Origin of the sequence: Paenibacillus solani (genome assembly GCF_001277345.1) — a bacterium.
Taxonomy (GTDB): domain Bacteria; phylum Bacillota; class Bacilli; order Paenibacillales; family Paenibacillaceae; genus Paenibacillus_AQ; species Paenibacillus_AQ solani.
Window position 1 is genome coordinate 180,743 of record NZ_LIUT01000003.1, and the last position, 25,039, is coordinate 205,781.

Genomic DNA, 25,039 nt, shown 5'->3' on the forward strand with positions numbered 1-25,039 from the left:
TCATGATCGCTCTTCTGTTTCTCGTATATTCTTTGGTGGAATGGTATATGGCGAAGAAAAAGACACGAGCACCACGCGAAAAATGGACGATGCTCATCCTGATCATTTTACTGTCAGCATGGAACTTCGTTGCAGTAGTGAACGATAGATGGATCACCCCCAACCAATTGATTCTCTTGTTGTTCGGTTGGATGGATCAATTCTAAACGGAAAGGATGTACGAACCGATCATGCGCAACACGCCCTGGCAGTTATTCCGTTTCGGATTTATTTACCTGAACGCCATACCTACCGGTTTTCTGGTAAGCCCTCTCCTGCACAACTCGGCTTATTTAGGTTGGCTTGCAATTCTGGGCGGTTATGCGATGAGTTTATTCTTTCTATGGTTTACAGTAAGATTGGGACTCTGGGATCCTCAGCGGCCTTGGGTCGATTTTGGCGATAAGCTCGTCACCAAGTGGATTCATTTCCCAATTGTCGCTCTGATTCTATTCTGGTCCATCAATTATGCAGCCATGGATATTGAAAGCTTCACTTTATTCTTTAGTACCAATTACATGCGAGAATCGCCGCAGTGGATGGTCATACTTGTTGTCGGCTTTGTAATTATCATTACAGCAAGATGGGGATTGGAAACAATGATCTATATTTCGGACGGGCTGTTTATCGTCATCGTCGTTACGATTGTAGCAATAAATGTATTTTTCTTCCAGGATGCTCATTCTGAAATGATGATCGCCTTCATCAGGCATCGTAATTACGACTCGGTAATCAAGGATAGCCTATTCTGTCTTACCTTCTTCGCTGAATGGATCGTCTTTCTCTTTCTCGCACCCTATCTCAAATTCGATCGGAGATCGTTTCGTAACCTCGCTGCAGCGGGCATACTGGTAGTATTAGCCTCATTATTCCAATGGGCGACGGCTATACTGAATTTCGGCCCCTATTTAGGACGGGAAATGCAATATCCACTTATTGAATTAATGCGCTCGGCCAGTGGAATTCTCGGCAATTCTGATCCGCTTGTCATCGGGCTATGGAGCAGTTCACTGTTTCTGCACAGCGCCTTCCTGATCCAAGTAGGAGTAAGATGCTTGGCGACACTTTTAAAGCTTAAAGACATGGATGGACCGTTGATTGTGATATTGGGTGGAACGGCTATCGTTCTTGCCTACCAATATGCACAAGACCCCATTCAATTCCTTGAAAGCTTCAATTCCTTCGGCATGGCCATGTTCTTCCTCCTGATGGAGTTTATCCCTATCTTCTATTGGATAGCCGCTATGTTCCGTAAACGCAAGCGCAGAAGAAAACCTCAACCCAATTCAAGTTAGAAGCCCGCGTGAATCCGGATCATCCTGACGCCTGGAACTTCCCCTCCCAATCGAAGACAGGAGAGCGGCGTCACCGCTCTCCCAGTTTGTTAATCAATATAACTAAGAATCTTAACAAATAATCAACATTTTATGTAAGCGCTTCCCAAAAAAGGTTCTTTTATTGTAAGCAATTGGCATATTATATAGTACAGTAGACCAGCTAGCAAGGGTGGCAGCAGGAGGTGATAGGCATGGGCGTAAATGAAGCTTTGGCTTTAATGATATCGTTCGCCACTCTGGTCGTTTCGATCCTTGCCTTCCATAATAAGAAATAGACCCGTCCCTCATACAGATGAATCTATTTCTTACGTCTGGTTGCAAGCAAATATCCGCCTTGCAGGCGATCATCTGCTGTGCGGGGAGTCGGCGGCAACCGACTCCTTTTTGTCATACACAAACATATCCTATTCCAGATTCGATTGTTTTATGACTCGGACATGCGCTTACGTAGTAAGGATCGTTTTGACTGTTGCCAAAATTTTCTCAATCTGTTTGGAGCTCTGCTCGTACATTTCTTTCGCCTTCTTGCTCTTCGTACTAAGGCTGAACAATTCCAAATCCGCCTGACATTTCTTTAAATTTGCATATAGCAGCTTCCGTTCCTCATTTTGAGGTGTCTGAATTTGATCATCATACAAATCGATGGTCAATTGTCCGTAGGTATCTACCTGCGCAAGATATACATCAGAGAGCTTGGCCCCCTGCTTGTCCAGTTCTTCCATCAGCCATCCTTGATTGAACCCCATCACGCGTAGTGGTTCATCCATCACCTGGCCATCCATGACGACGACTTGGGCTACTTTCTCAGATGCAACCTGAATGCCAAGATCCTTAGGAGTCAGAGGTAAACTCTCTCGGGTCTGCAAAATGTTGATCTCACCGCTGGACTCCATGATGGCAAATTCTACGTCAGCAACCTGAAACACATTCTTTTTCCTCAACTGCTCCATTAACTCATCGGAAGACAAGCGCTCTTTCTTCAAATTATCTTCCAATATCTTTCCATCCTTAATGAGCACAGTCGCCTTAAAATCAATAAAGTCTCTGGCTTTCTTGTTCTTGAGCTGTATATACTCGATAAGCAAAGAACAGGCTACCCATACCCCCAGCGCAATTAATCCTAAATACCAATTCGCTTCAAGATCCAGGGATATATAAGCAACCAAGCTACCGATCGTAATCCCTGTCAAGTATTCGAAAAAGGATAGCTGCGACACCTGGCGTTTTCCAAGCAATTTAGTCATGAAGAACAAAACAACGACCGCACACAAGGTTCTAAGAACAATTTCTAACCATTGCGGCACACACACTCCCCCTTAACTTATATTCATCTCAATACTCACACTATAGATTATGATCCAATATCCCTTTACAAATTACTCCATTATTACCCAGCATCTACTCCATGCATGGTTCCTAGGCATATTGCGTACATTATTACGCATGAAAGGAGTGATCAAACACAATGACCGTAGCTTCCGATGTCAAAACATGTCTTTCTTCCCTGAAAAGCGCTCAGGCGAGCCTTGAACAATTCGCATTGTCTACGCAAGACCAAAATGCCAAAGATCTATTCACTGCTGCTGCACAACAAACACAGCAAGTCGTAGACCAAGTAGCCCAGCGGGTGCAGCAGCTCGAACAAGAAGAGCCTCAGTATAAAGGATTCTAACTACTGTTAGGCGTGATCGAAAATATGCGTCTTCCTACCTCCTATCCTTCCCGATAGGAGGCTATTTATTTTATATGATTAATGATTGTGTTATCCTGCCTCTCAAGGTAAAGTGTTAGTAGTGGAAAATGGAATATAGGGGGTAGCTCACAATGATGATTGATACGCGTCCCATCGACGTCATTACGTTCGGGGAGTCCATGGGTTTATTATATCCCGAAGGAGCGAAGGGTATCGGCCAGGGCGGAAGCATGGCACAATCCTTCGGAGGTGCTGAAAGCAACCTCGCTATTGGCCTGGCCAGACTCGGCTGCAGCAGTGGATGGTTTGGTCAACTCGGCAATGATCCGATCGGAACCGGTATTTTGAAAGCGCTTCGAGGCGAGGGGGTTGACATTTCCCGCGCCAGACAAACGGATACAGGACCCACTGGCCTCATGCTAAGACAAAAGGTCCGCGGGCAATCCTCAGTTTATTACTACCGCAAAGACTCCGCCGCGAGTCAGTTTAAGCCGGAACATATCGATCCTGAATACATAGCCAGCGCACATATCCTTCACTTCACGGGGATCACTGCAGCCTTGAACAGCAGCTGTCTGGAAACGATTCGTCATGTCATTTCATTATGTAAAGCCAATAATGTACGGATCAGTTTTGATCCTAATGTCAGGCTTAAATTATGGAACATCGAGGAAGCACGTCCTGTGCTGCTGGAGCTTGCAGAATCCTGCGATTATTTTTTACCCGGTTATGATGAGTGCAAGCTGCTGTTCGAAACAGAAGATGAGCAGATCATCATTGATCGCCTCCGGCGGCTGCCCGCCATATCTGTTATCAAGAGCCTCAATGGCAGCAATGTCATTGTTCATCAGGACCATATTTACTCCCTGCCCTTTGAACAGGTTGAGCACGTTGTGGATACCGTGGGAGCAGGTGACGGCTTCTGTGCCGGGTTCCTGGCAGGCATTGCCAAAGGGTGGACGCCGGAAGAGGCTCTGGCCCTTGGCGGCTTAACCGGGGCTTTAGTTATTCAAGCACCTGGTGATTGGGAGGCGCTTCCTACATGGGAAGAGGTTGAGCAGCTTCGTGGTAATTCGATTCATATCGAGCGCTGACGATACTTTGTATACGGGGCATTTTATCTACTACATAGAGACGGAGTGTGTCGCATGAAAAAATTGAGACTGATCGAACAGATTCACCATGCAGGCGTTGTAGCCGTACTTCGTGGAGATTCTCCCGAACAAGTGGTCGAGATTGCGAAGCATGCGATTGAAGGCGGAATCAAAGTAATCGAAGTCACCATGACCGTACCGTTTGCGACCGAAGCCATGACAACCCTATCAAAAATGTACACATCTGAAGATCCGCTAGCGGACAACTATGCCATCATCGGCGCCGGTACGGTACTCGATGCCGAAACTGCCAGAATTGCCATTTTGGCCGGTGCCGAGTTTGTCGTCTCGCCCAGTTTCGATCGTGATACCATTATGCTCTGCAACCGCTACCGCATTCCCGTTATGCCAGGTGCTGTAACCGTGCATGATATTATAGCTTCCCTGGAACTTGGTGTCGATGTCATCAAGCTCTTCCCAGGTAATCTGTACGCTCCATCGGTCATCCCATCGCTTAAGGGTCCGCTTCCGCAGGCCAACATCATGCCTACAGGAGGCGTCAATTTGGACAACCTGCATGAATGGATAGAGGCTGGCGCATTTGCCGTGGGTATCGGATCCGATTTGACCAAAGACGCACTCCGCAGTGGCGACTTCAATCTGATTACAGAGAAGGCACGCGCTTATATTCATGCCTTTGAAAGAGCTAAAGCAAGCAAATAATTCCGCGAGAAACAGACCAACAAGCCTATCAAGTCTTCTCTTGATAGGCTTGTTGGTCTTTCTAATGGATCTTTTTTCGGGGGGATGAATACTTGTGGGTGCATATTCCTGTAGTCACCCCGCCTGCAAAGATGGTCAGAAGCGAATACATGAAGGTGCTGCCCGACAGCAAGATACCACCAACACCAATGATCATGGCATCCATAAACAAAATGATAAGCCCTACATTCAATGGCACATATTTCGCCAGAAAATGGGCTAACAAATCAGTCCCCCCCGTACTTGCATCGTTTCTGAGCATGAACCCAAGACCGATTCCTATGAGCGCACCTCCGATAGGAGCACTAAAGAGAATATTGGTGGCGAGGATTTGTGCAGCCTCCCTGCGTAGCGGTGAGAGCAAATCAATCATAAAGGAAGAAATGAGCATACCTGAGAGGCTGTTATAGAAGATCTCGCGATTAAGGACCCAGGCTGCTATAAACATAGGGATCCCGCATAAAACAATGACAAATCCGATATGTAGATCGAACACATAGTTTGCAATTAAAGCTATACCGATAACTCCGCCATCCAAAATCTTATGCGGGACAAGAAAGAAATTAGTCCCTATCGAGATCAGTAAGCTACCGATCACAATAATGACATGTTTTCGCAATGACAACATATCCCCATCTCCATTTATTAGAGCATGTCTAAATCATATGCTTGTCAATCCGAAAAATTGCAAACTCATTGCCCCGCATTCTAAAAAAACTGCGATGCGTATTCCTCTTTATTGAGCTTTTACATATATCAAGCGTTCCGTCCGCGCCATCACCTTGGTCTTCATGTATGGATAATTCTCATAACAATAATCCACAAAGTACCCTGGCTTCTCTCCATTCCAAGGGAAGATATCATAGTGCATTGGAATGGTGAGGTCGATGTTCGACGCTGCGGCGAGCTCGGCTGCCTCCCGGAAGCCCATATTGCCAACAATCCCGTCCCGCCGGCGGAATGCATCCCCCCCGTTGATCGGCAGCATCCCGATATCAATCGAATAGGCTTGCAATCTCTCAATCAAGCCCGGATATACAACAGTATCCCCCGCATGATAGAACAAAACGCCCCCAATATCCACCAGATATCCGACATATCGATGTCCTAACTCCTCATGCTCGTCCAAATTTTCATGGGCCGCAGGAATGACCATCAGCCGAAAACCGTCAAACTCCTGCCACTGATCACACCTAGCAGCCAACAAACGCTCTGCGGCCACGCCTGCTCCACGCATGGCTTCATGGCAGCATGCAGGGGCGATAAACATAGTCTCTGGACTCTGTTTGGCTATGACCGAAATCGTAGCAAGATCCATATGGTCATCATGCTCATGGGTAATCAACACCATGTTTGCATTCGTAATATGCTCAGGGGTAAGCGGTGCAGGAAAGGCCCGCTTGATTCCTGCTTTGCGCTCCAACTCATCCGACATATAAGGGTCGATATAAATGATGGCATCTCCCCCTTTAAGCACAACACTCTCCTGCCCTAGAAACCATACCGCCACCATGCCTTCAGAAATAGAAGTCCGATTGATTTCTTCAATCAACTCTTCTGAACCGCGTAACTTGTTATTCTGTTCCTTCATCTCTGTTATTTCTCCTCCTCTTCGCTCATGAACGGATTATAGCATGCTATCATGAGCGAGAAATGCTGTTAAAGGTCCTACGTCTTGTGCATACTATACCCATAATCATGCAAACCAGTGGCGAAACATCTTCATAACGTTGTAACCTACCACCTCTACACTATATACTGGTAATTAGGAAACTCTCACAGTTATAGAAGAGGTGACATGAATGGACCAAATGAAAGAAGCCTATGAGCGGCTAGGTCTTCCTGAGGATGCAACCAGGGAACAGCTTGATGACCGATATACACTGCTCATGCGCCAGACCCGCTCTCATCAAAGGCGGGAACCGGATCGGGCCGAGGAGATTGAAGCCGAATTTGCCGAAACCACCAAAGCCTACAAGTTCATCCTGGAAGAAGAGAATCGTAAATCTTTAGAAGAGATGAATCAGAAAAGGTACGGTAAATACAAGAAATTTGCCGGGACAGCGGAAAAAACCGATCATTTCTTCCGTTATTATAAATTTCATGTGCTCGGCGGCATCGCTCTGGTCGGCCTGCTTGTTTATATCGTAATCAGCATTTTCAATCACCAAGCGGAGAAAGAACGTCTGGCCAGTTTGCCTCCGGTAGATCTGGAAGTCATGTTCCTCGGCTCTTATATGAATCAGGATGCAGGACAAGACCTTAAACCGATCGAAGACGCGATTTTGGCACAATTTCCTGAATGGAAACGTGTCACGGTTACACTGAACTATGTGCCTCCTCTGGATTCCAGCAATCCACAGGATGCGGTCATGCTGCAAAAGGCACTGTTAGTGTTGACCACCGAACGCCCGGATCTGTATATCATGGATCAGAATGCCTTTAATTGGGTTGGTAATCAAGGCATGGTACGGCCGCTCGAACCAGAGGTGGAAGGCGAGCTGAAGGATATGCTGACGCCGGAGATGCTGTTAAAGGGCAAGAACGAGGAAGATGGTTCAGAGCATGTGTTTGCCATCGATATTATGAACAGTAAGCTAAGTGAAGAACTGCCTTTACTGAAAAAAGAAATGTTCGCGGGGATTCGGGGAGATACCAAACGGAATGCCAATGCTTTGCACTTCATCAAGCAATATCTGGAGACGACTCCCTAAACGTTTAGATGTACTTTCATACAACACATGAATAATAGCCTCTGCTGTTCCAGCCTTACGGGAATAGCAGAGGCTATTATAGTTTAGATAGCATTATAGACTAACAATTGAGCTCAGCGATGTAAAGGCATGCGGCGCAAATCCTTCGGATGGTTCGCGGTGAGGGCTATTCACGCGAAAAATATAACCTTGCCCATCAATTTCATCAACAATATAGATCTTGGTTAGACTTTCGCCTTCACCTATCATATACACGGATGCATCCTGCATGGCCTGACTCCTTTCACTGTCTTCAGCTGCACGGACTTTGCCAATCTCCTCAAGTTCCTTCTCTGCTTGTGTCTGAAGTTCATCGCTGTCATAGTCCGCAGGCAGCTTCGTAATTTCCACATAGTAATCTTTATCAACATTCATGGTCAGCTTGCCGGTTTCTGCGTCAAAGGAAAAGATATCAAAAATATACAGCGCATAGCCGTCCCCTTCCGCGAGTTTGGCTGTTTTGGTCTCTTTCATCCCTTCCAGCTCAAGCTCAAAATCCTTGGTTGCAGGGAGCTGAGCATGACGGTTATCTGATTCTCCTGCATCAGTACCTTGTCCCTGGTTCATCTTCCCCTTTGGCTCCTCCTCCGATATAGCAGGCTCTTTGAAACCATCCTCTATCGGATTGGGGTCAACAGGCGGCTGAGAAGTTTGCTTGCCACCGCATGCAGCGATCGCCAAGAACAGCATCGCTGTAGTTACTGCTACAATTGTTTTACTCAGATGCTTTAACTTTGCCATATAACCACCTCCATCATCCTAAACGGAAAACTTGTTGTTGAAGTTGCATATTTACACTTTTTCGAGCATTCGCCCCACATTCACATGCAAAACGATGATGATAGATTCCCTTTTCTGATCAAACAAGGTATTCTAGTATTACAGATTCAATTAGTAGATAAAGGGAGATGTTCATGCCTGGTACAATTAGAATTTTTGCTGACAGCACCTGCGACTTGCCGTCCTCGTGGATAGAAGAATATAATATCGGCATTGTTCCGCTTTATGTCGTATTTGGAGAACAATCCTTACGCGATGGAGTCGACATTACTCCCGAGCAGCTCTACGCCAAAGTAGATCAGACCGGCAGTCTGCCCAAAACAGCAGCTCCCTCACCGTCTGACTTCATTGCCGCCTTCACGCCCTCCATCGAGCAAGGTGAAGATATTTTGTTCCTAAGCATTTCCTCAGAGCTCTCTTCCACTTACCAAAATGCGCTGATAGCTGCGGGAGAACTTCCTGAAGGCCGGGTCACGGTCTTTGATTCGCGGAATCTTTCCTCGGGTATCGGACTGCTTGTCATGAAGGCTGTGCATGCGGCCCGTGAAGGCTCGTCGATACCGCAGATCGTGAAGTTATTAAGCAGTATCGTGAATGAAGTGGAATGCGAATTCGTTGTTGATACGCTGGATTATTTGTATAAAGGCGGGCGCTGCTCCGGCATGCAGAATATTATTGGCAGCCTGCTGAAAATCCGTCCGGTTATCAAAGTCATGGACGGCAGTATGACGCCTGCATACAAGGTTCGCGGCAAGAAGGAGAAGGCCCTCGACCAAATGATACAGAATGCGCTGGCGCAAGTTGATAACATGGACAATGATCTGATCGTTGTTGTACATACCATGGCAGAAGAGGAAGCCCGCTTCCTGCAGAAGCAGCTGCAAGAGAAAACCGGTGCTAAACAGGTTAGCATTTCGACAGCTGGTTGTGTCATTTGCAGTCACTGTGGTCCTCAAACCGTCGGTCTCATGTATACCAAGAAGCCATCTTAAAGTTTGTTCATCCGAAGACAGTCCTGCAATGTAAACACTTCAGCAGGATTGTCTTTTTTCGAATATGGTCTGCAAGTTCCTTATGCACTATATAAACGCATCACCCTCCCACTAAGCCAATCGGATGACCTTCCTAGACTAAAGTCTAGGTTAAACATTCCCCGATGGACTGAGGACACTCCGGCTCATGCATGGTATTCTTGGATTAATCCATTTACATAAGGAAAGGAACGACGTTTGATGATGAAACGTACCATATTGGCACCTCTGCTCATCCTGCTCGGCGCTTACTTACTCTTAAATCAAGGCGGAACGGTTGGACCCGGCACAATCTTTGCCACATTCTGGCCCACGATGTTTGTGATCCCACTCGGATTATTTTTCCACTGGATGTATTTCTCACTTGTTGGACGCAAGGGAATCGGACTGTTAATACCAGGCGGCGTCCTGCTCACTGCCGGTATTGTCAGCCAAATCGCCACCTTGTTCGACTCTTGGGGATCCATGTGGCCCGGCTTTATTCTGGCGGCCGCCGCAGGACTGTTTGAGTTCTACTGGTTCGGTTCGCGTAACAAGTGGCTGCTTATTCCAATTAACATTCTGACTGTGCTCTCCCTGCTGTTCTTCGTTGTATTCTCAATAGGACCGGTAATGAGCTACCTGTCATTCATACAGCCTGTCATTGCCGTCATGCTAGTACTTGGCGGAGCATGGCTGATTCTGGGACGAAGAAGACATAGTTAAGAGATGTCTCGTTAAACCGTTAAACAATGCATAAAGGCAATCCGAGGAATAGCTAACCTTCGGATTGCCTTTATGTTATGAATTACGCATTACAACGCTATGAATTGTGAAGACGCAGCGACAGCAAAAGATTCATTACTTTGAAACAGTTAATGAATGCAGGATCACCATGGTCATTCATTAATTAAGAGATTCCGCCCCTTTGCATTCTCCTTTCCCGCAGTATCCATAAATAATCTTCACGCCGTCACTTGGGATTGTATCCACCATCTCGTCACATCTGGAGCATATAATCAGGCCCCATTCCTCATTTGTCTTGTCTTTAGCTGCCTCCGGGCTTGTTAACGCTTTCATTATATTTCCTCCTTACGCTTATTCACCTTGCTGCAAGGCCATTTACACCTGCTCGTTAGCCAAATAACCCGCTCCACCATAATTGAGATTAATACTTACCCGCTGGCTCACGCCTCCCTTTATTTCCCACTGTAATCATAATATATTGGGTTACAAATGAAGTTATGAGTACATCATGTTTAATGCAAACAAAAAATTGAAAATTTGACGAAAGAATAATCTGGCCCCGGAAGAATGTATATCCTTAAATTGGAACTGCATGATAAAATATTCTTCGGAAATGATAGACATTTGACATTATTGATGGAGGGTTTAGGTTGAAGAACACATGGCAGCTCATTAAGAAAGGAAATACCTCTTCTGCCATTGCGGCACTTGGCAACACGGGATTAGCGGTTATCAAGGGAATTGCCGCATCGGTCAGCGGCAGCGGAACCATGTTCGCATCGGCCATGCATTCGGTGGCAGACGCCGTGAACCAGGGATTTGTATTTGTCGGCAGCGTGCTCGCCGAGCGAAAGCCGACCAAGAAGTTTCCCACCGGCTTCGGTAGGGTCATAAATCTGGTCTGTATGGTGGCGGTGATCGTCGTTACCATTATGGCCTATGAGACGATCCTTAAAGGCTTTAAGCTGTTAAAGCATCCGGAGGAAGCCACAAACTTCTGGCTCAATTTCATTGTGCTGGCTGTCGCCGTACTCATCGACGGCTCGATTCTGTTCAAAGCCATGAAAGAGATTATGAAAGAAACGCGCGTTCAGGCATCCGGGCTTGCCCTGCTGCCAGCGGCTTTCAAGCACGCAGGCCGTGCTGCCCCGCCAACAAGACTGGTGTTCTATGAAGATATCGTGGCAACACTGGGTGCCCTCTTCGCTCTCATTGCTATTGTGTTCGCCCATTTCTTCCATTTCCTCATCCTGGACGGAATTGCGACCATCCTGATCGGCTGTCTCATGGTAGGCGTGGCATTTAAGGTAGGCTACGATAACATGGTTGGCTTAATTGGAGTAGCCGCTCCAAATGAAGTGGAAGAGAAGATATCCCAGCTCATTCTAAGCGATCGGGACGTTCGTGATATCAATCGCCTGCGAATTCTGCAGGAAGGCCGAAATTATCATGTAGAGGCCTATATTGAACTGAAGAAGGGAATGACCCTGGCTGAGGCTGGCCATTCCAAGATGAGGATCAACGCCCTGCTAAATCAGGATCCCAATATTTCGGATGTGACCCTGGGTATCTTGGAGGATGATGGCATCAAGCTCTGGAATCCGAGCGAAGATATCGATAAATAGATAGTCAAAGAGGCATACCTTAAGGTTCGAATGAACCTCGGGTATGCCTCTCTTTTTATAGTGATTTGCGTCTTGCTTATTGATTACGTTTCAGGAATTCATCCATTCGAGCGTAGGCGATTTTTTCGTTGGCCTTCTTGGTAATTCCGTGACCTTCGTCCTCAAACACCAGGTATTCCACATCCCGGCCCTTGGCCCGCAGCGCTTCGACGATTTGGTCCGACTCTTCCTTGACGACACGCGGATCATTAGCTCCTTGAACAATGAGCATCGGGTTCACCATGTTATCCAGGTATGTAATCGGTGAATCTTTGATAAAGCGATCCTTATCACGCTCGGGATCACCGATCCAACGCTCCATGATCGGCTTCCAATGCTCGGGTACCGAGTTATAGAAGGTAAACAGATTGCTGACGCCGACGATGTCAATCGCTGCTTTGAAATACTCCGGATTTCGGCCAGCCAGCAGCAGGGTCATATAACCGCCGTAGCTTCCGCCCATAACGAAGAGCTTCTCACGGCTCGAAATCCCTTGCTCAAACAGCCAATCCATGCCTGCCAAGCAGTCCTTGCGCGGTCCCTCGCCCCAATCCTGCTCCACCAATTTTACGAAAGAACTGCCATAACCGGTGCTTCCCCGGAAGTTCGGACAGAAGATGTGATATCCTTTTGCAAGGATATATTGGAACATGGAGCGGAACTGCTTGCGCTCCGAGGCTTGCGGGCCCCCATGCGGCCAGAACACGGTATAACCGTTTGCCACGTTGTCTTTGGCGCGGAACAGAAGTGCCTCGATCTCCATCCCGTCAAAAGATGGATATGTCACGACATCCGGCGTCACCATGTCCTCATCGGTCAACCCTGTCAGCACATTCTTCGTGATCATACTCCATGAGCCGCCTGCGTAACGGTAAATGTTAAGCGGCTTCACCGCACCTCGGGCGAGCAGGTACAGATTACCGGACTTCGTGACATTCAGCTGTTCCACAATGTCCGACGGAAGAGGAATGGCGGTTAATTGACCACTGTCGAGCGAATAGGCATACAATCGATCCTCCACTCCTCTTTCCGTGACGATGTAGAGAGTCCGGGAATCCTTATGATAGCGCATGACCTGAACGCTCTCCCGATCGATGCGGCACAGAGGCTCAAACTTCTGCTGCGTGATGTCATAGCGTGCTACATAGGAAAATTCCGATTCATAATCCGTAGCGAAAATGACCTGATCGTTGCCGGTAAACAGCACATTTCCCGAAATATGCACCTGTTCAGGCGAAGGCGTCAAGCACACCGCTTCCTCGCCTTCACGCTTCACATAGCTTACATAATAGGTGTTTGCGTACATTTTGGTATACGCGATCGTCTTCTCATCCGGGCTTACGGCACATAATTCAGTCGACGTCTCCTTGCCTTCAAGGAGCAGTTGATCCTCTTGTGTATCCAGATGATATACATGCGAATTCAAGAAGGACGGATTGTCTTTGGATGTGACATAGTACATACGTTTACCGTCCTCCGACAGGTGAACGAAGTAATGCTTATCATTCGGATCAGCTCCGTTAAACAGTGGCATAGGCTCTCCGCCGTTCCAGCGCAGCGCATGAAATTGATAATTCTCGTTTCCATCACGGTCGAACGCCGTTAAGATATGCCGCCCTTCCGGGTCCAGCTTAATGAAGCTCGCGATCTGATCGTTGTATGTAAGGGGATAAGGATAGGGGCTCTCTCCTTCTAGATCCATGGCCCATAAATTAAACTTACCGTTCAGGCTGCTGCTGAATACGAGGCGTGATTCATCGGCGCTGATGCCAAATGTACGAATGGCATACGTTTGAAAAAATTGCTCTACATCCGGTTTAGGAAAATCAATCATTGTTCTGCCTCCCTGGTATTTATCGAATAATCCAACGGTTAATAAATGCATTTAATTAGGAAACTCGCCGGATTCCAATCCCATTATAACCCAAAATCCACCTGCTCGGCATCGTTATCCGGACGTAGAAGACACTACGTCTCCCGACCGAGAAGATCAAGATAATGTTCATTATTACATCATTTCTCCGATTCCCTTATGCAGCCCGCATATCTGCAGCAGGATTCCATATAAATGATAAGAACCAAGTTTTTCATGACGAAGGGGGAATCCTCGTGCACCAAGACGAGATCGCGGAACTGGAACGTTCCATTGCGGAGATTACCGAAATCGCTACAGGCTTTGGTCTTGATTTTTACCCTATGCGATACGAAATCTGCCCGGCAGACATCATATATACCTTCGGCGCTTATGGAATGCCTACCCGCTTCAGCCATTGGAGCTTTGGAAAAACCTTCAATAAAATGAAAATGCAATATGACTTTGGACTTAGTAAAATATACGAGCTCGTGATTAACTCCAATCCCTGCTACGCGTTTCTCCTGGACGGCAATTCACTGATCCAGAATAAACTCATCGTGGCTCATGTCCTTGCTCATTGTGATTTCTTTAAGAACAACGCCCGCTTCTCCGTATCCAACCGCAATATGGTAGAGAGCATGTCGGCCACTGCCGAGCGGATCTCCCGCTATGAAATTGAGCATGGTACAGAAGCGGTTGAGCAGTTCATCGATGCTGTACTGGCGATTCAAGAGCATGTGGATCCACAGATTGTAAGGCCCGATAAACTAGATAAAGAACGGTACACCGCACGTCGGATGCAAGAGCGTGAAGTGGAAGCGAAGCGGCAGCAGCCACCTGGCCGATACGATGATTTATGGGGAATGGACGAAGAGGATGAGGGGAAATCGGACAAATACGCAGCCTCAGCCAAGCGCTTCCCGCCTGAGCCCGAGAAAGACATCATGTGGTTCATTCAGGAGTACTCCGACATTCTGGAGGATTGGCAGCGGGATATTATGAGCATGCTCCGTGAAGAAATGCTATACTTCTGGCCACAGATGGAGACGAAAATCATGAACGAAGGCTGGGCTTCATATTGGCATCAGCGCATCCTGCGGGAAATGGATCTGACCAGCGATGAAACAGTGGAATTCGCCAAGCTTAACGCCTCGGTTGTTCAGCCGTCACGCCACAGTCTGAATCCGTACTACCTGGGTCTTAAAATCTTTGAGGATATCGAGCGCCGCTGGGATCGAGAGAAGATATTCGATGTACGTGAGTATGATTCTGACATCTCCTTTCTGCGCAATTATCTTACCAAAGAATTGGTGAGAGATCTGGATCTCTATGTGTTTGAGAAAAAAGGAGCAGAGTGGAAAATCACCGATAAGGCTTGGGAGAATATTCGAGACCAGCTGGTCGTCTCCCGTGTCAACGGCGGATCGCCTTACCTCGTAGTGACAGATGGCGACCACCTCCGTTCCGGTGAGCTGATGATCAAGCATCTGTACGAAGGCATCGAGCTTGACCTGAAATATATGGAGCGCACCGTTCCCCATGTTTACCGGCTCTGGGGCAAACCGGTGCATCTGCATACGATGATAGAGAACAAGCCGATTCTATTCTCCTATGATGGAAAAAAGCTTCATCGGCGGTTTATTTAACAAGTCGGCGAATGATAATAACACTATATAACGCAGCAGCACCAGCGATTGGAGTAATACCTCCATTTGCTGGTGCTGTCGTGTTTTATTGATATAAATATAAGTCATCTGGTTCTGCTGTCATTTATCGAGAGCTATAAATGGTCTCCAATTCGATATCGTGCTTTTGAATATCATATTCATGCTGCAGCGATTCCAGATCATCCGCCAGCTTCTCCATCATTTTGACAAAGGCAGCCAATTCCTGCGAGCTTGCCGCTTGGTTACGTGCGCTCACGGATGTCTTCTCCGATTCCCGTTCCACCAGACCCAGCTTGCGGATAATACCACTCACTTTGGTTTGGATTTCATCCATTGCCTTCTTGGAGTTGGTAGCCAGCTTGCGGACTTCGCCAGCAACCACTTCGAACCCTCTGCCCAGCTCTCCCGCATGAGCCGCCTCAATCGCTGCATTCAGGCCAAGCAAATGACTCTGATCGGAGATCTCTCTGATCAGACTTCCCATCCGCTCGATATGCAGAATCTCATCACCCAGTTCGCTGGTCAGCGTATGAGCATTTTGCTGTGCTTCCGCTGTCTTCATGGCATTGTCCGCCATCAGCGCTGCGCTCTGATCCAGCTCCACGATCATGGCAGTCAATTCTTGAACAGCACCCGTGATCGCTTCCAGCATTTTCTGCTGATCTGTAGCCAAGTTGCTAATCTTTTCTTTCTCTTTCATCTCGTAAGCTTCCAGTACGAGCTGGGAATCCAAATTAAACATCTTGCTTAATGCATGCACGACCTGAACCCAATGATCCGGTACGATTTGTTTCAGTAAATCGGCGGCGATATCCAAATAAACCATATAACTTCCAAGATAATAATCTGTTGTTAGTCCAATTCTTGAATGAACTTGTCCGATCTTAATCCGTTCGGCAATATAGACATCATCCACTTTTCCCTTTGCAAGCGATAACCAGTATACCCGCTGGGTTTCCTTAAGCCGCTCCACATTCGAAGTGCGCTCAATAATCTGCATAAGCTGCGGTTGCGTACCAATCTGTGCATAAAATCGGTCAACGACCTCATCCACCACTTTCGAAAATACATCACGATGACTGGCCAAAAGCTCCAATCCGTGGTCATCTAAACCGATATACTCCAACTGTTGACGTCTTTTCGGGGAAACATCAATCATTTCGAAAAATTCACTCCTAAATAGTGTGATGAATCTCACAAGTTCAAGTAACTTAAGGTCCATTATAGACTATATTTACCACCTAAACATAAACCTAAAGTCCTAATTATGTGTGTATTCACGCACTATTCAGGTCGATTTATCCTTATTATGAAAAACCACCCAATTATGAACTGCGTCTTAATAGGACATAGTTCACGTTCTGGGTGGTTTTCATATGAAATCCTGGCGGATTCAAAATGCCCTTTATGCGGCTCTATCGATTCAACAGACTGCCAACATATCTTAACAGCTCATTGGCACATACCGGGCAGTACCCATGTTCTTCTATTAATCTGGAGCTCACCTCGTTGATCCGTTTCAGCTGGACGGCATCCGGCGTTTTTGTCGAGGTTGTGATTTTGACGATATCCTTCAGGTCGGTGAACAGCTTCTTCTCAATCGCCTCACGAAGCCGCTCATGGTTGTGATACTCAAACTTCTTGCCCTTCCGTGAATAGGCCGAAATCCGGATCATGATCTCTTCCCGAAAAGCCTTCTTCGCATTTTCCGACACACCGATCTGCTCCTCGATAGAGCGCATCAATCTTTCATCGGGATCCATTTCCTCATCGGTTAACGGATCGCGGATTTTGGTCCAATTGCAGAACGCCTCAATGTTATCCAAATAATTCTCGAACAGTGTCTTGGCGGACTCCTCAAAAGAATAGACAAAAGCCTTCTGTACTTCCTTCTTGGCCAGATCGTCATATTCCTTGCGTGCGGCAGATATAAAGTTCAGATAACGTTCCCGCTCTTCCTTGGCAATAGATGCATGCTGATCCAATCCGTCCTTGATCGCCCGCAGCATATCCAGCGCATTAATGCACTGAAGGTCCTGCTTAATCAAAGCACTGGATATCCGGTTAATCACATAGCGCGGATCGATACCGGACATGCCTTCTTCCAAATATTCATTCTGCATTTCTTTCAAATCCGCTTCTTTATAACCCTCGACCTCTACCCCGTCGTACATCCGCATCTTTTTGATCAAATCCATCCCCTGCTTCTTCGTCTCTTTCAAACGAGTCAGGACAGAGAATATCGCTGCTGAACGGAGCGCATGCGGGGCAATATGAATATGCTTCATATCACTTTGGCCGATCAGCTTTGAGTAGATCTTCTCCTCGTCACTGACTCGCAAATTATACGGGATCGGCATGACAATCATCCGGGATTGCAAAGCCTCATTCTTCTTATTGGAAATGAAGGCCTTATACTCGGATTCGTTGGTATGGGCCACAATCAGCTCATCCGCACTTATTAACGCGAATCGGCCCGCTTTAAAGTTCCCTTCCTGGGTCAGGGAGAGCAAGTTCCATAGAAATTTTTCGTCGCATTTCAGCATCTCCTGGAATTCCATTAAGCCCCGGTTTGCTTTGTTCAGCTCACCATCAAACCGATAAGCACGCGGATCCGATTCGGAGCCATATTCCGTGATCGTGGAAAAATCGATGCTGCCGGTTAAATCGGCAATATCCTGCGACTTGGGATCAGAAGGACTGAAGGTTCCGATGCCGACCCTGTTTTCCTCCGAGATCAACACGCGTTCCACTTCAACAAGCTCTATATCACCGCCGTAATCAGTTTTTAGACGCAGCTGGCAGGCGGGGCACAGATTCCCCTCGATTCGGACGCCAAGCTCCTTCTCGATCTCCGGTCTAAGCTCCAGCGGAATCAGATGCAGCGGTTCTTCCTGCATCGGGCAGCCCGATATTGCATATACGGCTCCCCGGTCTGTACGTGAGTGTTTTTCCAGCCCACGCTTTAACAGCGTAACCAGGGTCGATTTGCCGCCGCTGACGGGTCCCATAAGCAGCAATATGCGTTTACGTACATCAAGCCTGCGGGCCGCAGAATGGAAATATTCCTCAACGAGTTTCTCAACAGCCCGATCAAGACCGAATATTTCTTGCTCAAAAAATTTATATTTTTTCTGGCCCCCGCTCTCTTCGAAACCGTAGGATTCGATCATGTCATACACACGGGCATGTGCCGTCATGGCTGGAGAGGGATCCTTCTTAAGTATTTCGATGTATTCCCTGAATGTGCCGCTCCACGCCAAACGGTCGCCTTCTGCCCGATACGATGCTATGCGTTCGAAAATATCCATATCGCTACCTCCTATGAGTCTGTTTATGGGGATTGGCTTCCATTCCACAGCGTCATTAGAAAACATGCCATTATCGAAAAAGTGTATTACATACCTATGCTGCTTGCTTGGAATAGTTGACCTTATTTTCGAAGTCAAGCAGACGCTTTTTAACTAACCATCGGTCATTCGACGAACGGATGAGCCATCACAGCGTTCACATGCTATACTAAAATGAAATCACGCGTCACGATATTTCAGCATCTTACGGATAAAAAAGGAGAGTCATCATGGCGATAAAGCATGAAGCCGAGCTGTACGCTCCCCTGAAGGCCTTTTTTGAAATAAACGGATATGAAGTTAAAGGCGAGGTGCGCAATTGCGATCTGGTCGGAATGAAGGACGGCACCGATGAGCCGCTCATTGTAGAGCTAAAGAAAACATTCAATCTGGCCCTTCTGCTCCAGGGCATCGAGCGTTTGAAGCTGACTCCGTATGTATATCTTGCCGTCGAGAAGAGCCGGGCGAAGAAAGGAGCCGTCAATCAGCGATGGGGTGAGCTCACCGCGTTATGCGGTAAGCTTGGACTGGGTCTCATCACGGTAACTTTTTACAAAACCAAGGCACCCTTCGTCGAAGTGCTATGTGAGCCGGAGATTGCCGTGCAGCAAGGGCGAACCGCCATTCGGCGGAAGGAACGCCTGCTGTATGAATTTCGGGAGCGCAGCGGCGATTACAACACAGGCGGGATCACGAGAGCTAAGCTAGTGACGGCCTATCGGGAAAAGACGCTGCGCGTCGCAGCAGCCATGAATTCAGCAGAAATGGAAGAAGGCCGTTTACGTGAATTGCAGAATGGACACGAGTCCCCGGAAGGACCTTCGCCTATTGTACTGTCCGGCATTTCCCCGGCTGCTGTGCGTGAGCGAAGCGGCGTAGGGTCCGCCTCCGACATTCTGCAGCGGAATTACTATGGCTGGTTCCGCAGGGTCAGTCGTGGACGCTACGTCCTCACGCCAGCCGGTATCCAAGCTCTGACAGACTATGCCACTGTACTGAAATCATAAATTTACACCGCGTCACTCGTTATCCTGTTCTCTCGTTATCCCAACCAAAAGCCGTCATGAAAAAAAGCTGCTGAACGGATCAAGTTCCATTCAGCAGCTTTCCCTATGTTACAAACGATTCGCATATCGCTAAGACTCATGGCTAGTTCCGGGCTGTAAATTCCAATACGGCTTCGCTGATGAGATTCATTCCGAGCAGCAGCTCATCCCGGCCGGGATGCGTAAAATTCAGTCGGATACATTCGCGGATACGATCTTGTGCCGATGTTGCAGAGCACATGGAACCTGGAAGAAAAGCAACCCCCTTTAATAAAGCCGCTCTCAGAAGCGCCTCCCCATCCAATCCTGGAGGCAGTTGTACCCAGAGGAACATCCCGCCGGAAGGTATGGTATATGTGGAATCCTTCCAAGCACTACGTTTGAGCAGTTCCACCATCAGCTTGAGCCTGATGGCATATTCCCGATTCAGCATGCCGATATGATCCTCCAGCTGAAAATGCTTGGATTCGAGCAGATGGTGCAGCATCCGCTGATTTAGCATACTGGATTGCCAATCGGCCATCTGCTTCACGGCCGTCATCATCTCAATCACACGCCGGTTGCCGGCAGCCCATCCCGTTCGAAGCGCCGGTGCTACCGTCTTGCTGAAAGATCCCACATACAGGACATGCTCGCCTTGCTTCTCTTCAAGTGAGAAAATCGAGGGCAACTCTGTCGTCTGATTCTTGCCGTCTGCAAATGAGAGATCACCGTATGAATCATCCTCGACAATAAGAAGTCCATGCGAAATGCACAGGTCCAGCGCCTTCTTGCGCCGCTCCAAGCTCCAGGCGACACCCGTTGGATTGGTGAAATTGGGTGCCGTCATTAGCAGCTTCGGTTTATGCTTTCGAATCATGGCTTCCAGATGCTCAGGCACCATCCCCTCCTGATCTCCCTCAACAGGTATGATCGCAGCTCCTTGAAGCCGAAGCACCTGGAGCAGTCCCGGCGAGGTAGGATTGTCGACCAGCACAGGATCCCCAGGGTCCACATACACCCTGACCAGCAAATCAATAGCCTGCTGGGTGCCCGTTGTCAGCAGTATATGCTGGGGCTGGACATGTAGACCTTTTCGGCGGGAAAAATCTTGGCTCAGCCACTCACGGAGCGGTCTGTAACCTTCGGCCTCACCGTACTGCAAGGCGAGCGGGTCTTCGGAGAGCACGGATGTTGCCGCCTCTGCCAGGGAATGCACAGGGAATAGCTCTTCTGCCGGCAGTTCTTCGGCTAAAGAAATAAAAGAATCCCGCTTCGCAAGTTCCCTGATATCGCGCAGCGGGGATGACAAAAGGGTCTGTGCACGGGAAGCAAAGGAATACTGCATGGAAGTCCCTCCTCTAACCGTTATCAAAGCCTCGGTTTTGTGTTCAGGAGCCTCTAAGATAACCTCTAAAAGGTATTCCTGTTCGTTGTATATTAGACCTAATTATAACTTTATGTATGACTTTATGCGTAAATTTGTCTGCCTTGGCGGGTATATAAGGCGTACTTCTCGATCGCCTGCGCACGGGTGGATACTCCTAGTTTCACATAGATTTTACGGAGGTAATTATCAATCGAGCGCCGGCTGACCTGTATTTCCAAAGCGATTTTGTCGTAGGTAATGCCTTGGACGATCCGTTCCATAATAAAAGCTTCCGTATCCGAGAGCTGAAGGCCGCCTTCGTTCATCGCAGAAGCGGTTAACGGCCATATGCCCTGCCTTACCCAATCGAGCGGCAGCGAGGCAACGCCTTCCCGCAATCCGGTAATCATATGAATAAGCTGGAAAGTGGATGCCTGCTTGGATAACAGGCCGCTTGCTCCGCGACTGATCAAGGATTGCAGCAAGGACAACCCGTCATTATCCGTCATAATGACAACATGAGTCTTTGGAGACAGCTGTTTCATCTGCTCAAGCACATCCTCGGATGTGTGTTCCGGCAGATGGTAATCCAATAGTACCAAATCGGGCTGGAGACTCCCGACCATTCGAAGCCCTTCAGAATCCGAGGACGTCATGCCCTCAACGAGCAGGTCCTGCTGCTCTTCCAAGATCAATTTTGTTCCCAGCATGCTTGTAGGTTGACTGCCGACTATAACTACTCGCCAAACCTGATTCATCTTCAAATAGACCTCCTGTTTCAACGAACTTGAATCACTAGTATCTCTATCTAAGTAAGCAGCGTCATTTCCTTGCTTGCCGCCACATTCGATCCTTCGTTGTTTGCAGATACAGACTGACACATTTTCACCCTTTTTCGGTATATAAAAAAGGTTTATCTGCCGCAGCTGCGTATGAAAGGGACGGTATACAAGGCTAATGTCTCATATGTATCTTTTTCGATTAACAAATCTATACAAATTGTATCCCACTCTAACTTTCTAGGCAATCTATTTTTCATAAAAACAAGCATGATTTATTCGTCTTTGCGAAAGTAATTCTGACATGATAGAATGATAGCTGGAAAAAATGATAGTTTTTGAGGGGTGATGAAATGCCAGCGTTGGGGCCAGAATACAATTCCCCCTATAAAACCCGTGAGGAAGTGCACCAAAAGGGACCTTCTACCAAATGGTTCTGGGTTTTTTGGATTGTTCTCATCGGGCTGGGTACTACCGCAGCCTACTTATATAGCAATCAACTAAAAGAGCAAGTCGTAATACAGCTGCAAGAGGATACGCGCAAGGAAATGGCATCGTTCAAAGCGGAGTATGATCAGAAGTTTAATGAGCTGGTTCAAGAGATGGACGAAATGCAGAGCAAGGTTCAATCGTTTAATGAGCTGTTGACTTTTACCAAAGATCAGGCTAGCGGCAAAACAGACAACAGCAACAAGCTGTACAGTCAATTAAACGAAGTGGAGAAACAGCTGAAAGTGCTGGAACGCAAGATGGAGCTGCTGAAGTGAGTAAACTGAGGAAACTGAAGTATATTCGTCCAAAGCAGCTAAACCGTACATTTATGCTAGCCATCGCTCCTTTTATCGGGTTGCTGTTATGTATGTGGTTATTAACGGAGCCGCCGCGTTTGTCACACGACACCGCAGCATATATACCTACCGGCAGCGTAACGGAACAGTCAGCCATCATCAAACAGAATCTGGATCAGGCTGCACTCTCGGCGGAACAGACGATATCCTCCATTGAAAAAACGGCCAAGCTTTACAGGCAGACGACGGCCACGGTAGGTACCATCCTGAAAACCACGGAATCCCAAGCAGCCCGTCCCGAGCAGATTTATAATCGCAGAATCACTGGGAAGCTGGGCGTTCCTATTGAGACCGTAAACAGTGACCGGATACGTATCGAATTATACAAGGTCAATCCTGGCACCTATAATGGATATGCGATGAAAATCAAGCTCAAGGATTCGACTGCGATGAAGATGTCCCTTGGCAGCGAAAGCGGCAGGCCTGGGTCTGTGGAAACTACCATGCGTGCTGTTAGTCGGCACGGGGCAGTTGCAGGTATTAATGGTGGTGGATATGCTGACGGGAACGGGGGCAGACATCCGCTCAGCACGACTTTCTATAATGGCAAGTACGTATCAGGATTTCAACCCAGCTTTAAAGACCTTGCATTTGTCGGCCTGAGCGAGTCCGGCAAGCTGATCGGCGGCAAGTTCCACACCCAGAGCCAGCTGGATCGGCTAAATCCGAGGTTCGGCGCTACCTTTGTACCCGTTCTGATGAAAAATGGCAATTTGACCACAATACCGGAAAAATGGAGAACGACCCCTCGCCGGGCGCCCCGCACGGTGATTGGCAATTATAAAGACGACCAGCTGCTCATCCTGGTTACCGAAGGGTATGATGAGAAGGGCAAATCAGGAGCCACGCTGCAAGAACTGCAAGTCAAACTTAAAAAATTAGGCGTCATCGATGCATACAATCTGGATGGGGGAGGTTCCGCATCTCTTGTGCTTAACGGCCGTGTCGTGAATAAACCCTCGGATGGAAGTCTGCGGCCCGTTCCTACGCATTTCCTATTTTTCAAATGATAGCTTCTGCGCATATATTCTCGTTGGTTTTTTCGCCCAAGATGGGTATAATAAAGATTAGCTTAGCAGGAGGTGGCAAGAATGTCTTTCTCATTAACATTTTGGATTGTCATGCTTGTATTCGCCCTTTATATGGTTGGCATTTGGACCGCGGCATACAATGATGATAAGACCAAAGGCCTGTAAGGCGTCTCCCTCGTATATCGAGGGAGTTTTTATTTTTTCAGGAGTATTATCGAAACAAAAAAGCACCGCTTAGTAGCGATGCTCAAAAGGTAATTCATATGGAGCACTATGCATGTTTAGGAAGTTGTTGCATTTCGGACATGCATGGCAAACAGATATAGCGCTCTTTAAACTCGCTTACTCCATCCATAGAACCACAGAAGACGCATTTCGGACGATAGCGTTCCAATATAATATGGTCCCCCTGTACAAGAATCTCTACGGGATCCCCCTCGTTCATTTGATATCTTTTACGGAGAGACTTAGGCAGAACGATTCTTCCCAGCTGATCCACTTTACGAACCACACCAGCAGGTTTCATAACGATTTGTACACCTCTTTCATTGTTAACAAGTGATTTCTGACACATCAGTACAGAACTGATAATAAGGGCCTAGTATAATAGTTCGATAAAAAACTGTCGAATCCTGCTGGTCATAAAAAATTTCTTATTTTTTTATATTATTTTCTAGGTACACCGGGTAATACTCCTCAACTCAAGATGCTGGAAGTCTTATTCCATACCTGGAAAATCGAGTTGTCTTAAGGCCTCATATACCATGATGGCTGCAGAATTGGACAGATTCAGGGAGCGAACCTTATCCGTCATCGGCATCCGGATGCAATCTTCGGGATGAGCAGCAAGGAGTTCTGGAGGCAACCCTTTGGTCTCTTTGCCAAATACGAGGAAGTCTCCATCCTTATACTCGATATCCATATAACGCTTCGTCGCTTTCGTTGTAGCATAGAAATAACGTCCATCCGGATACAGCGCTTGTAATTCCTCAAAAGAATCATGATATTCGATATGTACAGCATACCAATAATCCAGCCCTGCCCGCTTCAGTGTTTTGTCATCTGTATTAAAGCCGAGTGGACGAACCAGATGCAGATGTGTTCCCGTTGCTGCGCATGTTCTGGCGATATTGCCCGTATTGGCTGGTATTTCCGGTTCGACGAGTACGATGTGTAATGCCATGTTGATAAAGTCCACCTTTTCTGTTGTTTTATTTCTATTATAACCGATTCCAG

General features: G+C 47.4%; 26 protein-coding genes. 14 read left to right on the plus strand and 12 right to left on the minus strand.

All coding sequences use genetic code 11. The annotated features are described in order from the left end of the window. The first annotated feature begins 2 nt into the window (after positions 1 to 2). From AM231_RS18125 to AM231_RS30555, 3 genes are all read left to right on the plus strand, one after another. Positions 3 to 206 carry a hypothetical protein gene (locus tag AM231_RS18125; protein ID WP_054403917.1) on the plus strand — a complete coding sequence of 68 codons (204 nt, stop codon included), beginning with the start codon at positions 3 to 5 and terminating at the stop codon, positions 204 to 206. A gap of 24 nt (positions 207 to 230) precedes the next feature. Then, positions 231 to 1,334: a GerAB/ArcD/ProY family transporter gene (locus AM231_RS18130; RefSeq protein WP_054403918.1), complete on the plus strand. Its 1,104-nt coding sequence runs from the start codon at positions 231 to 233 to the stop codon at positions 1,332 to 1,334. A gap of 233 nt (positions 1,335 to 1,567) precedes the next feature. Further along, on the plus strand, positions 1,568 to 1,651 hold the full coding sequence (locus AM231_RS30555; protein WP_223260591.1) for a putative holin-like toxin: 84 nt from the start codon (positions 1,568 to 1,570) through the stop codon (positions 1,649 to 1,651). Between the two features lie 168 nt (positions 1,652 to 1,819). On the opposite strand, the gene AM231_RS18135 is transcribed toward AM231_RS30555, so the two are convergent. Then, positions 1,820 to 2,680: a DUF421 domain-containing protein gene (locus AM231_RS18135; protein WP_054403919.1), complete on the minus strand. Its 861-nt coding sequence runs from the start codon at positions 2,678 to 2,680 to the stop codon at positions 1,820 to 1,822. 161 nt (positions 2,681 to 2,841) lie between these two features. On the opposite strand from AM231_RS18135, the gene AM231_RS18140 reads away from it, so the two are divergent. The 3 genes from AM231_RS18140 (at position 2,842) to AM231_RS18150 (ending at position 4,886) form a co-directional block, all read left to right on the plus strand. Then, on the plus strand, positions 2,842 to 3,048 hold the full coding sequence (locus tag AM231_RS18140; protein ID WP_053491912.1) for a DUF1657 domain-containing protein: 207 nt from the start codon (positions 2,842 to 2,844) through the stop codon (positions 3,046 to 3,048). A 152-nt stretch (positions 3,049 to 3,200) separates the two neighbouring features. Beyond that, positions 3,201 to 4,163 (plus strand): sugar kinase, encoded by a 963-nt coding sequence (locus tag AM231_RS18145; RefSeq protein WP_054403920.1) that lies wholly within the window; start codon positions 3,201 to 3,203, stop codon positions 4,161 to 4,163. A gap of 54 nt (positions 4,164 to 4,217) precedes the next feature. After that, positions 4,218 to 4,886, plus strand: a complete 669-nt coding sequence (locus AM231_RS18150; RefSeq protein WP_054403921.1) for a bifunctional 2-keto-4-hydroxyglutarate aldolase/2-keto-3-deoxy-6-phosphogluconate aldolase — start codon at positions 4,218 to 4,220, stop codon at positions 4,884 to 4,886. A gap of 61 nt (positions 4,887 to 4,947) precedes the next feature. Here AM231_RS18150 and AM231_RS18155 read toward each other — a convergent pair whose 3' ends face one another. Both AM231_RS18155 and AM231_RS18160 read right to left on the minus strand, forming a co-directional pair. Continuing rightward, positions 4,948 to 5,553 (minus strand): YitT family protein, encoded by a 606-nt coding sequence (locus AM231_RS18155; protein ID WP_054403922.1) that lies wholly within the window; start codon positions 5,551 to 5,553, stop codon positions 4,948 to 4,950. A 108-nt stretch (positions 5,554 to 5,661) separates the two neighbouring features. Next, positions 5,662 to 6,516, minus strand: a complete 855-nt coding sequence (locus tag AM231_RS18160; RefSeq protein WP_054403923.1) for an MBL fold metallo-hydrolase — start codon at positions 6,514 to 6,516, stop codon at positions 5,662 to 5,664. 211 nt (positions 6,517 to 6,727) lie between these two features. On the opposite strand from AM231_RS18160, the gene AM231_RS18165 reads away from it, so the two are divergent. Further along, a complete protein-coding gene (locus AM231_RS18165) occupies positions 6,728 to 7,639 on the plus strand; it encodes a hypothetical protein (RefSeq protein ID WP_054403924.1) in 912 nt (303 codons plus the stop codon). A gap of 93 nt (positions 7,640 to 7,732) precedes the next feature. Here the strand turns inward: AM231_RS18165 and AM231_RS18170 are convergent, their stop codons facing one another. Next, a complete protein-coding gene (locus AM231_RS18170) occupies positions 7,733 to 8,419 on the minus strand; it encodes a hypothetical protein (RefSeq protein WP_054403925.1) in 687 nt (228 codons plus the stop codon). A gap of 173 nt (positions 8,420 to 8,592) precedes the next feature. Between AM231_RS18170 and AM231_RS18175 the strand changes: the two genes are divergently transcribed. Then, positions 8,593 to 9,450 carry a DegV family protein gene (locus AM231_RS18175; protein ID WP_054403926.1) on the plus strand — a complete coding sequence of 286 codons (858 nt, stop codon included), beginning with the start codon at positions 8,593 to 8,595 and terminating at the stop codon, positions 9,448 to 9,450. Positions 9,451 to 9,690: 240 nt separating this feature from the next. Next, the gene (locus tag AM231_RS18180; RefSeq protein WP_053491904.1) at positions 9,691 to 10,194 is read left to right on the plus strand and encodes a hypothetical protein; all 504 of its coding nucleotides are present in this window, start codon (positions 9,691 to 9,693) and stop codon (positions 10,192 to 10,194) included. Positions 10,195 to 10,374: 180 nt separating this feature from the next. Here AM231_RS18180 and AM231_RS28360 read toward each other — a convergent pair whose 3' ends face one another. Next, complete coding sequence (locus AM231_RS28360) at positions 10,375 to 10,548, minus strand: GapA-binding peptide SR1P (protein WP_082341745.1); 174 nt, start codon at positions 10,546 to 10,548, stop codon at positions 10,375 to 10,377. Between the two features lie 317 nt (positions 10,549 to 10,865). Between AM231_RS28360 and AM231_RS18185 the strand changes: the two genes are divergently transcribed. Next, on the plus strand, positions 10,866 to 11,840 hold the full coding sequence (locus AM231_RS18185) for a cation diffusion facilitator family transporter (RefSeq protein ID WP_053491903.1): 975 nt from the start codon (positions 10,866 to 10,868) through the stop codon (positions 11,838 to 11,840). A gap of 76 nt (positions 11,841 to 11,916) precedes the next feature. On the opposite strand, the gene AM231_RS18190 is transcribed toward AM231_RS18185, so the two are convergent. Then, a complete protein-coding gene (locus AM231_RS18190; RefSeq protein ID WP_054403927.1) occupies positions 11,917 to 13,713 on the minus strand; it encodes a S9 family peptidase in 1,797 nt (598 codons plus the stop codon). Positions 13,714 to 13,988: 275 nt separating this feature from the next. On the opposite strand from AM231_RS18190, the gene AM231_RS18195 reads away from it, so the two are divergent. Next, positions 13,989 to 15,380 carry a SpoVR family protein gene (locus tag AM231_RS18195; RefSeq protein ID WP_054404265.1) on the plus strand — a complete coding sequence of 464 codons (1,392 nt, stop codon included), beginning with the start codon at positions 13,989 to 13,991 and terminating at the stop codon, positions 15,378 to 15,380. A gap of 124 nt (positions 15,381 to 15,504) precedes the next feature. Here AM231_RS18195 and AM231_RS18200 read toward each other — a convergent pair whose 3' ends face one another. Both AM231_RS18200 and AM231_RS18205 read right to left on the minus strand, forming a co-directional pair. Next, a complete protein-coding gene (locus tag AM231_RS18200) occupies positions 15,505 to 16,560 on the minus strand; it encodes a globin-coupled sensor protein (RefSeq protein ID WP_054403928.1) in 1,056 nt (351 codons plus the stop codon). A gap of 256 nt (positions 16,561 to 16,816) precedes the next feature. Beyond that, on the minus strand, positions 16,817 to 18,712 hold the full coding sequence (locus tag AM231_RS18205; protein ID WP_054403929.1) for a PrkA family serine protein kinase: 1,896 nt from the start codon (positions 18,710 to 18,712) through the stop codon (positions 16,817 to 16,819). 269 nt (positions 18,713 to 18,981) lie between these two features. On the opposite strand from AM231_RS18205, the gene AM231_RS18210 reads away from it, so the two are divergent. After that, complete coding sequence (locus AM231_RS18210; RefSeq protein ID WP_054403930.1) at positions 18,982 to 19,758, plus strand: DUF2161 family putative PD-(D/E)XK-type phosphodiesterase; 777 nt, start codon at positions 18,982 to 18,984, stop codon at positions 19,756 to 19,758. 142 nt (positions 19,759 to 19,900) lie between these two features. Here AM231_RS18210 and AM231_RS18215 read toward each other — a convergent pair whose 3' ends face one another. Beyond that, positions 19,901 to 21,124, minus strand: coding sequence for an aminotransferase-like domain-containing protein (locus tag AM231_RS18215; protein ID WP_054403931.1), 1,224 nt, complete (start codon positions 21,122 to 21,124; stop codon positions 19,901 to 19,903). A 122-nt stretch (positions 21,125 to 21,246) separates the two neighbouring features. Further along, the gene (locus tag AM231_RS18220) at positions 21,247 to 21,903 is read right to left on the minus strand and encodes a response regulator transcription factor (RefSeq protein ID WP_053491896.1); all 657 of its coding nucleotides are present in this window, start codon (positions 21,901 to 21,903) and stop codon (positions 21,247 to 21,249) included. Between the two features lie 374 nt (positions 21,904 to 22,277). On the opposite strand from AM231_RS18220, the gene AM231_RS18225 reads away from it, so the two are divergent. Next, positions 22,278 to 22,691, plus strand: a complete 414-nt coding sequence (locus tag AM231_RS18225) for a hypothetical protein (protein ID WP_053491895.1) — start codon at positions 22,278 to 22,280, stop codon at positions 22,689 to 22,691. Positions 22,692 to 22,696: 5 nt separating this feature from the next. Further along, positions 22,697 to 23,782, plus strand: a complete 1,086-nt coding sequence (locus AM231_RS18230; protein WP_054404266.1) for a phosphodiester glycosidase family protein — start codon at positions 22,697 to 22,699, stop codon at positions 23,780 to 23,782. A 292-nt stretch (positions 23,783 to 24,074) separates the two neighbouring features. On the opposite strand, the gene AM231_RS18235 is transcribed toward AM231_RS18230, so the two are convergent. Both AM231_RS18235 and trmL read right to left on the minus strand, forming a co-directional pair. Then, a complete protein-coding gene (locus AM231_RS18235; protein ID WP_053491894.1) occupies positions 24,075 to 24,329 on the minus strand; it encodes an AbrB/MazE/SpoVT family DNA-binding domain-containing protein in 255 nt (84 codons plus the stop codon). Positions 24,330 to 24,521: 192 nt separating this feature from the next. After that, positions 24,522 to 24,986, minus strand: a complete 465-nt coding sequence (trmL, locus tag AM231_RS18240) for a tRNA (uridine(34)/cytosine(34)/5-carboxymethylaminomethyluridine(34)-2'-O)-methyltransferase TrmL (RefSeq protein WP_053491893.1) — start codon at positions 24,984 to 24,986, stop codon at positions 24,522 to 24,524. Positions 24,987 to 25,039 lie beyond the last annotated feature (53 nt).